Genomic DNA, 9,448 nt, shown 5'->3' with positions numbered 1-9,448 from the left:
CCCTGAAGAGCGTCAAAAGTTTGTAGCGATGGAAGCTTCCTGCCGGGATCTCGGACTGATGGACTACAAAACCTGCTGGGAATTGCAGCAGGGACTGTTCGATGCCCTGGTAGCCCGCAAGGCAGCCTGCAAGGGCGCAACGAAACAGGCGGCGGCAATCCCGGCGGCATACGCCGGCACCGCGGAAGCAGATCAGGCATCCGCGCGGGAGCCGGCACAGCGATCGGCAGAGGCAATGCCCAGCAAGGCGGGAACGCAATCCGGCAAAGGGTTGGAATCCCCAACGGGCAGCGTATCCGCAGCAGAGGGCGTCGAACCGTCAGGCGCCACCGGAGAAGGCTCCGCCAGCGCAGGCACGATCCTTTTGGTGGAACACCCGCCGGTATACACACTCGGCAAAAGCGGCCATGCCGAAAACCTGCTGATAGGCCGCAAAGCGCTCGAAGCGATGGGCGCACAGTTCTTTCACATCGACAGAGGGGGCGACATCACCTTCCACGGCCCGGGGCAGCTGGTCTGCTATCCGATCCTCGACCTCGAACGCCTGGGCATCGGGCTGAGGGACTACATCGGGGCACTGGAAGAGGCCGTCATCCGCACCGTGGCGGTATACGGCATCACGGCCGGCCGCATGGCAGGCGCCTCGGGGGTCTGGATCGGCCCCGGAATCGGCGGGGAAACAGGGAGCCGGACAACCGGCTGCCGCGGAGATAACGGCGGCGGCAACTGCAACATCGGCGGTAACTGCGGCAACAAAAGCGACGGCGGCAAAAGCGGCGACAGCGGCGAAAACCGCAACGAGGCCGGAATCTGCGACAGCGGCAGAACCTGCGACAGCGGCAGAACCTGCGATAGCGGCAGAACCTGCGATAGCGAAATCGGCGTCGGGAACCGGACATCCGCAAGGGTGCCGCGCAAGATTTGCGCAATAGGTGTCCGGTCGTCACGTTATATCACCATGCACGGGTTCGCGCTGAACGTCACGACCGACCTGGGGTGGTTCACGCGCATCAATCCCTGCGGGTTTACCGACCGGGGGGTGACCTCGATCGAACGGGAAACGGGCCGCAAGGCCGCAATGGGCGAAGTAAAGGAGCTCGTTGTCAAATTTTTAAGTGAGATATTAAATGTTAGAATATATAAATAGTAAATCGTATGCCTATAGAAAAACGATGGGTAGTGAAACCGCAGGGCGATTCCGAGGCGGTGGCGAAGCTCGCTGCCGTGCTCAGGATTTCTCCCGTGCTGGCGAACCTGCTCGTACAGAGAGGCATAGACACCGTAGAAAAGGCGGACAAGTTCTTTAAACCCAGTCTCGCCGACCTCCACGACCCGTTCCTGATGAAGGACATGGACAAGGCGGTCGAGCGGGTCGAGCGGGCCGTTCGTAACAATGAGAAAATCATGGTTTACGGCGACTACGACGTGGACGGCTGTACGGCCGTTGCACTGGTGTACAAGTTCCTGCGCCAGATCGGGCATAAAAACCTGATGTTCTACATCCCCGACCGCTATACCGAAGGTTACGGTATCTCGGTCAAGGGTATCGACCTGGCAGCCCGCAAGGGCGTGGGTCTTATCATCGCCTTGGACTGCGGTATCAAAGCCACGGAAAAGGTAGTCTATGCAAAGACGAAGGGCGTGGATTTCATCATCTGCGACCATCACCTCCCGGCCGAGGAAATTCCCCGTGCCGTAGCTGTCCTGGATCCCAAGCGGGTCGATTGTTCCTATCCGTTCGACGAATTGTCGGGCTGCGGCGTAGGCTTCAAGCTCGTGCAGGCCTATGCGCAGAAAAACCGGATCCCGTTCGAACAGATCAGCCCGCTGTTAGACCTGCTGGTCGTGAGCATCGCTTCGGATATCGTACCCTTGGTGGGCGAAAACCGTATCCTTGCCCATTTCGGGTTGAAAGACCTCAACCGCGAACCGTCGAAAGGATTGCTGTCGATCATCAAGATCTGCGGCCTGGACAAGCACAACATCACCATCGACGACATCGTCTTCAAGATCGGGCCGCGTATCAACGCCGCCGGACGTATGCGGATGGACGAGAACGACGAAAACGCCTCGCCCTCGGGCGGGCATGCGGCTGTCGAGTTGCTGATCGAAGGCAACGAAAGCATCGCCGCGGAGTTCGGGAACGTCATCGACGCCTACAACCAGGATCGCAAGTCGATCGACCGTTCGGTGACGCAGGAAGCGCACGATTTTATCGAACGCAACCCCGCAATGAAAGAGCTGAAGAGCACGGTGATCTACAATCCCAAGTGGATGAAGGGCATCGTGGGAATCGTCGCCTCGCGCCTGATCGAGACCTATTACCGGCCGACAGTAGTGCTGACGATGAGCAACGGCTTCGTGACGGGGTCGGCACGCTCGGTACCGGGCTTCGACCTTTACCAGGCCGTGGAGTCGTGCTCGGATCTGCTGGAGAACTTCGGCGGGCATATGTATGCCGCCGGGCTGACGATGCGACCCGAGAACGTCGAGGAATTCACGCGCAGGTTCAACGCCTATGTCGAGGAGAACATCGACCCGCAGATGCTTATGCCGCAGGTGGATATCGACAGCGAACTGCTCTTCTCGGACATCACCCCCGCGTTCCGCAAAGACCTCAACCGCTTCCAGCCTTTCGGCCCGGGCAATACGGCGCCGGTCTTCGCGACCTACGGCGTAAGCAACCACGGCGATGCCAAACTGGTCGGCGTGGAGTGCGAACACCTGCGCATGGATCTGATCCAGCGGCAAAAGCCCAACACGAAGATCCAGTCGATCGCCTTCCAGCAACCCACGCATTACGAATGGGTGCGCTCGGGACGCCCGATCGACGTATGTTACCAGATCGTAGAGAACCATTACCGGGGGACGGTAACCACCCAACTCCGCATCAAGGACATCAAACCGGTCATGAACCGATAACTTTACATAAGAAGGGAGGGGGCTGTCTTCCGGCAGCCCCCTCCCGCTATTTTTGCGTCATACACTACTACCTTGCGTCCCTTTTTCCCCATGAACATGCCGACCACCCGGCCCGGCCTCCGGTTCCGGCCCCTCGTATGGGCCCTGCTTTTAGGCTGCATTTTAACATACCCCTTCTCACCGGCCGTCAGCAGACCTCCCGGCGACAAACGCGATTATATACTGGTAATCAACACCTATGCGGAATCGACCCCGTGGAGCAGAGGTATCATCGCAGACATCACGGCACACGTCGAACAGATCGAGAACCTGGAACTCTACACCGAACATATGACCCTGCTGTTGGTGGATTCCCCCGAGGACATCAGGACATTCGAGGCGAACCTCCTGCGCGAATACGGCAAAAAACCTCCCCAGGCCCTGGTGCTGATCGGAACCCCGGCTGCCCTGTTGCGCAACTTCATCAACAGCATATGGCAAGATATCCCGACCATCGTATGTGCCGAACAGGATTTCATCGGGCCGGATAAATACTACCTCAAAAGGCAGCCCATCCCCGCATCGGAACAGGTTCCCCTCCGGGCGCTGGCAGACCAGGACAATCTGACCCTGCTTTATTCGCCGGCCTATCTCGACCAAAGCGTCGACCTGATGAAGCGCATACTGCCCGGCATGGACAGGCTCGTATTCATAGACGACGCACGCTACGTCAATCGGCAAACGGAACACGACCTCGCGGAGCTGCTCGGCTCGAAATACCCCGGCATGAAATACACGGTTTATTCGGCCGACAAGATCGGGATCGACCAACTGCTCGATTCGCTGAGTACGATCGATGTAAAACAGACCGGCGTACTCTTCTCCTCGTGGCATTACCTGAAGAACATGTCAGGGCGTAACGAAATTATGACCAACCCGTTCAAGGTCATCGCCAGTTCGTCCGTACCGTTGTTCTCGCTGCGCCCAACCGGGCTCAAGAGCAGCGGCATGATCGGGGGTTACGTATACGGCGAGAACGAATATTCCGACCGGCTGATCGCCACCATAGATGCAGTGCTGGAGGGCAAGCAGCCGCGCGACATTCCCTTTTACACCCCGGCCGGTGCACAACCCGTCTTCAACTACCCGGTACTGCTCCGGCACAACATCTCCCCGAACACCTGCCCGACGAACACTCTGTTTTTCGACAAACCTGCCTCGTTCATGGAGCGGTATAAAACATGGATCGGCGTCTGCGGCGGTATTTTCCTGTTATTCCTCATCTTCCAGCAATGGAGGATCGCCGTCCTGCGCAAAGTCGACGCAGCCCACCAGAAGGAGCGGGAAACCCAGGCCACATATTCGCACCTGTTCAACAACATGCCGATCCTGTATATGCAGGAACGGGCCGTGTTCGACGCACAGGGAACGGCCATAGACACTGTTTACGTCGATGTGAATGCCTATTTTGAACGTTCTTTCTACCGCCGGGACGAAGTGATCGGCAAATCCGGGGCGACGGTTTTTCCCGAGTCGCAGTCCCAGTTCATGCCGATCATCGACATCGTCCTGAAGGAAAAGCGGAGCATCACCTTCCCGTATTACCATAAACCGGTGGATATCTTCTACGAAGTCGTCATCTGCCCTTCGTACCGAAAGGACACGGTCGACATTTTCTGCATCGACAGCACGGCCCTGCACAACGCCCAGAAAAAGGTGGATTCGGTGAACCGGAAACTCGCATTGGCGCTCAACGTGGCCAACATCATCCCCTGGAAGTGGGATCTTACGAACCACACTATCCTGTGCGACCTCAACAAGGCGGCCAAGATGGCCGCCGGAATGTCGCTGGCAAACAACGCCTCGCTTGCGGTGGACGAGGAGTGCTACTTCTCGAAAGTCCACAAGGAAGACCGGGAACACGTCCGCGCAGCTTACAGGAACCTGATCGAAGGGCATACGGAGAAGGTCTGCGAAGAGTTCCGCGTCGTATCCAACGAGAGCGGGCACTGGCACATGGAGTGGGTCGAGGCACAGGCCACGGTCGAAACCCGCGACTGCGATGGCAGGCCGCTGTCGCTGGTGGGGACATCGCTCGTGATCTCCGAACGCAAACAGATGGAGCAGGAGCTGCTCACCGCACGCGACCGTGCCGAAGAGTCGAACCGCCTGAAATCGGCATTCCTGGCCCACATGAGCCGCATTCCTGGCCAACATGAGCCACGAGATACGCACGCCGCTCAATGCCATCGTCGGGTTTTCGGGCATCCTTGCCTCGACGGACGAAGAGCAGGAAAAGCAGGAATACATGTCGATCATCGAAAGCAACAATACGTTGCTGCTGCAACTCATCAGCGATATCCTCGACCTTTCGAAGATCGAGGCCGGGACGCTCGAATTCGTCCATACGGATTTCGAACTGAACGAGCTGATGCGCGAGAAAGAGAACGTCATGAGGCTGAAAACCGACCAGAACGTGGAGCTGGTATTCGAACAGCGGTATGAAACCTGCCACGTCCGCACCGACCGCAACCGCCTTTCGCAGCTGATGATAAACCTGCTGACGAACGCCGCGAAATTCACGCACCGGGGATCGATCCGCTTCGGCTACGAACTCCGTGCCGGACAACTCTATTTCTGGGTTGCGGACACCGGCTGCGGTATCCCCGCCGAACGGAAGGACGCGGTCTTCGAGCGCTTCGTCAAACTCAACTCGTTCAAGCAGGGCACAGGGCTCGGGCTTTCCATCTGCCGGACGATCGTAGAGCATTTGGGAGGAAATATCGGTGTTGAATCGGAAGAGGGCAAAGGTTCGACCTTCTGGTTCACGCTTCCGTACGTCCCCGGCAAACAGGAACCGGCGAAGATCCCGGCACAGATGCTGCAGACCGTCCCGACGGTCGAGAAGGACAAACTGGTAATCCTCATCGCCGAGGACAACGAAAGCAATTACCGTCTTTTCGAGTCGATCCTGCGGCACGAATACAAACTCCTGCACGCCTGGAACGGCCGCGAAGCGGTCGATTTATTCAACCGGTACACCCCGCACCTGGTGCTCATGGACATCAACATGCCCGAGATGGACGGCTACGAAGCCACGGCTCAGATCCGCAAACAGTCGGCCGACGTGCCAATCATCGCCGTGACGGCTTTCGCCTTCGCATCCGACGAACAGAAGGTACTCTCGAGCGGATTCGACGGCTACATGCCCAAGCCGATCAACGCCCGGCAACTCAAAACACAGGTACTCGACATGCTTCGCAAGCGCATGACGCTGATTTAAATGGAAAAGGAAGCCCCGTCGGGAGCTTCCTTTTTCATCGGTGCCCGTATCCGTTCTTACTCCAGGCGGATGATCCGCGCATCGTCGTCCGACCCGGGCAGCGGGGCGGGGGTGAAGTCGGAATACCCCGCCGCAACGGCGCAGAGGGGTTGGCAGTCCGCCGGGATGGGCAGGAAGCTGCGCAGGTAGCCAGCGGCAGTCTCCCCGCCGGGCTCGTCCTTGCGGCGCGGGCGGCCGTTGATGTGCACCCAGCACGAAGCCAGTCCTTCGTCGACACACGCCAGTTGCAGGATGGTCGCCGAGATCGCGGCGTTCTCCCGCCACAGGTCGCTTTTCGTGGTATCGCCCAGCACGACGATCGCCAGCGGGGCACCCTTCATGAACGCCGAACCGTAATCGCGCATGTCGGCCATGCGGGCCACCAGGGCAGGGTCGTCGACCACCACCAGGTGCGTCGTACGGGTATTGCGCGCCGATGGCGCCGACAGAGTCTCGTGCAGGATGCGGTCTACGACCTCACGCGGCACCGCACGCTCCGAGAATTTGCGGATGCTGCGGCGTTTTTCGATCAACTCTTTGAATTCCATCTGTTTTTATATTTTGTGTTTTCGGCCTCTCTTTTGCAAAAATAGTGAAAAAAAACTATCTTTGTTAAATTGATAATATTTCAGCAGGATCCGCAATCCGATATACCGAACTATTATTTACCGAACCAAACGTTCACCGCATCCAGGCAAAGGAATGCAACAAAATCAGCCATACATTCCATACAGCACTCCCAACCGGGAAGCACAGAAATACCTATTACTTAAAATGATGAAAATAAAAAATATAATCCTCTCGTTTCTATTAGGTATTTTCACCGTCGCATGCAGCGGAGCAGGCGAAGTTGCCGACGAAGGATACATGGGTTCCGGCTATACAAAGGAGGAATTAGACGCAAAGGGAGTCAATACCCAGCATCTGTTCGTATTTACGGAGGAGCGTGCTACTTACAATGGCCGGACATTCTCGATAAACATACCCATTGACTCGCTTATCGAGATATTCGGACCTTGCGAGAGAATCCTTTACGGAAAAGATTACAATACAGGATACAACCGCTATTTCTGGGACACGATAGGCTTTACAGCTTTAGTCTCCCCCGAAAAAGAAGTAATGGAGTTCAATCTGCATTGGGATTACCTGCCTAAAGAAAAGGAATACGACTATGACGATCCGGATCCGGCCGATGTTCCGGCAAAATTTTTCAAAGGAAAGATACTGTTGAACGGGATTCCACTCGACAATACGTCGGATTACGCAGATTATTGCAATAATAAAGAGATACAAAGTCTGTTGCTTAAATTAGCAAGGAAGAAGGGGATCAAAAGAAACTTCCATCAATGTTTATATCATTTCGTAGACAATGGAAGTATTAATCGGTACCATCACTCTTATCATAAGCTCTACTTTTTCGATTATACGACATTCGAAAACAATCCTTTTTTCTCATACAGGGTGAAAGTAGTAACCAAAACCGGACAGATACATGAATTCGGAATGCAGTACGCTGTCTACACCAATCCAAACTCCATAGATATCTTTTGACCTATTCATTTATACATATTTGATCTTCAAAACTTTGAAAACGATGGAATTCAGATTCACCATAGCCCTTATCTACGATTTCGACGGCACGCTCGCCCCCGGCAACATGCAGGAGTACGACTTCATACCCGCCGTGGGCAAAAGCAACAAGGAATTCTGGACGGAGGCCAACACGCTGGCCGAAGAACAGGATGCCGACATGGTACTGACCTATATGGCACGCATGTTACAGGAAGCCAAGTCGAAAGGGCTGTCGCTGCGGCGCGAGGCATTTCAGGATTCGGGACGCCGCGTGACGCTTTACAAGGGCGTGAAGGAGTGGTTCGCGCGGATCAACGCCTACGGCGCCGCACACGGGATAAGAATCCTGCACTACATCAACTCGTCAGGGATGAAGGAGATCATCGAAGGAACTCAGATCGCACACGAGTTCCGGAAGATCTATGCCTGCTCGTTTCTCTACGACGTCGACGGCATCGCCTACTGGCCCGCCGTGGCGGTCAACTACACCAACAAGACGCAGTTCATCTTCAAGATCAACAAAGGCGTCGAATCGGTATTCGACAGCAAGATGGTGAACCGTTACATCCCCGAAAACGAACGTCCCGTGCCGTTCAAGCACATGATCTACGTGGGCGACGGGACGACCGACATCCCCTGCATGCGGCTGGTGAAAAATTCCGGCGGACATTCGATCGCGGTCTACAACCCCGACCAGAAGGGTGCCCGCAAGGAGATGGCCTCGCTGATCCACGACAACCGCGTAAGCCACGTCTGCCCGGCCGACTATTCCGAAGGCTCGGACATGGACATCCTGGTCAAAACCATCATCGACAAGATCGACCTGGACGACAGGCTCGAAAAACTTGAAGTCGTGAAATAACCCGGCCAGCGGGACGGGAAGCGGATATGCCCGGGACGCCCCCGGAGACGGGCAGCGAGGAAAGCCGGGCATCCCGACGAAAGATTCAAGCATCGGAAAAAGAGAATATGGACATTATTTTCGCAACGAACAACGCACACAAGCTCACCGAGGTGCAGGCCGTACTGGGACCCGGATACAAGTTGCTGACACCCCGCGACTGCGGCGTGACGGAGGAGATCCCCGAGGAACAGGATACCCTCGAAGGCAACGCCTCGCAGAAGGCGCATTACCTGCACGAACGCACCGGAATGGATTGCTTCGCCGACGACACGGGGCTCGAAGTCGAAGCGCTGGGCGGGGCCCCGGGCGTACACTCGGCACGCTACGCCACCGACGGGCACGACTTCGCGGCCAACAACCGGCTGCTGCTGAAAAACCTCAAAGGGCAGGCCAACCGCCGGGCACGGTTCCGCACGGTGATATCGCTGCTCCTGGACGGCGAAGAGCACCTTTTCGAAGGGATCGTCGAGGGGCGCATCATCGACCGGGAAACGGGGCACGAGGGATTCGGGTTCGACCCGCTGTTCATCCCCGACGGATACGACCGAACCTTCGCGCAGATGACCACCGGGGAGAAAAACGAAGTGTCGCACCGGGCCCGTGCCGTACGCAAACTCGCCGCGTATTTGCATTCCGTCGAGAAATAAGCGTCTTTACGAAAAACAGGCGGCGCCCCGGCAATGTCCGAATAAATTCGGCATTGCGCCCGGCTTGCATCGTCTTTAACCCTGTTTTAGACAGGCGGCGCC

The 9,448-nt window shown here is 56.6% G+C and carries 5 protein-coding genes and 3 pseudogenes; 7 read left to right on the top strand and 1 reads right to left on the bottom strand.

What is annotated here, in order from left to right; all coding sequences use genetic code 11:
• Positions 1-235: 235 nt before the first annotated feature.
• The 4 genes and pseudogenes from lipB to QVP03_RS13805 all read left to right on the top strand — a co-directional run.
• Positions 236-664, top strand: a pseudogene (gene lipB / locus QVP03_RS03550) (lipoyl(octanoyl) transferase LipB); the annotation flags it as partial.
• 246 nt (positions 665-910) lie between these two features.
• Positions 911-1,147, top strand: a pseudogene (locus QVP03_RS03545) (lipoyl protein ligase domain-containing protein); the annotation flags it as partial.
• Positions 1,148-1,155: 8 nt separating this feature from the next.
• Positions 1,156-2,922, top strand: a complete 1,767-nt coding sequence (recJ, locus tag QVP03_RS03540) for a single-stranded-DNA-specific exonuclease RecJ (RefSeq protein WP_022332229.1) — start codon at positions 1,156-1,158, stop codon at positions 2,920-2,922.
• 90 nt (positions 2,923-3,012) lie between these two features.
• Positions 3,013-6,184: pseudogene (locus QVP03_RS13805) on the top strand (ATP-binding protein).
• A 56-nt stretch (positions 6,185-6,240) separates the two neighbouring features.
• On the opposite strand, the gene QVP03_RS03530 reads toward QVP03_RS13805, so the two are convergent.
• Positions 6,241-6,771 (bottom strand): nitroreductase family protein, encoded by a 531-nt coding sequence (locus QVP03_RS03530; protein ID WP_022332226.1) that lies wholly within the window; start codon positions 6,769-6,771, stop codon positions 6,241-6,243.
• 226 nt (positions 6,772-6,997) lie between these two features.
• On the opposite strand from QVP03_RS03530, the gene QVP03_RS03525 reads away from it, so the two are divergent.
• From QVP03_RS03525 to rdgB, 3 genes are all read left to right on the top strand, one after another.
• Positions 6,998-7,774 carry a DUF7738 domain-containing protein gene (locus tag QVP03_RS03525; RefSeq protein WP_022332225.1) on the top strand — a complete coding sequence of 259 codons (777 nt, stop codon included), beginning with the start codon at positions 6,998-7,000 and terminating at the stop codon, positions 7,772-7,774.
• A gap of 43 nt (positions 7,775-7,817) precedes the next feature.
• Positions 7,818-8,657, top strand: a complete 840-nt coding sequence (locus QVP03_RS03520) for an HAD family hydrolase (RefSeq protein ID WP_022332224.1) — start codon at positions 7,818-7,820, stop codon at positions 8,655-8,657.
• Positions 8,658-8,764: 107 nt separating this feature from the next.
• Entirely contained in the window at positions 8,765-9,346 is a 582-nt protein-coding gene (gene rdgB, locus QVP03_RS03515; protein ID WP_022332223.1) for an RdgB/HAM1 family non-canonical purine NTP pyrophosphatase, read from the top strand.
• The last annotated feature ends 102 nt before the right edge of the window (positions 9,347-9,448 follow it).

Origin of the sequence: Alistipes sp. CAG:29, from assembly GCF_000435435.1 — a bacterium.
Lineage (GTDB): Bacteria > Bacteroidota > Bacteroidia > Bacteroidales > Rikenellaceae > Alistipes > Alistipes onderdonkii.
This window is presented reverse-complemented; position numbering and strand designations above follow the sequence as displayed.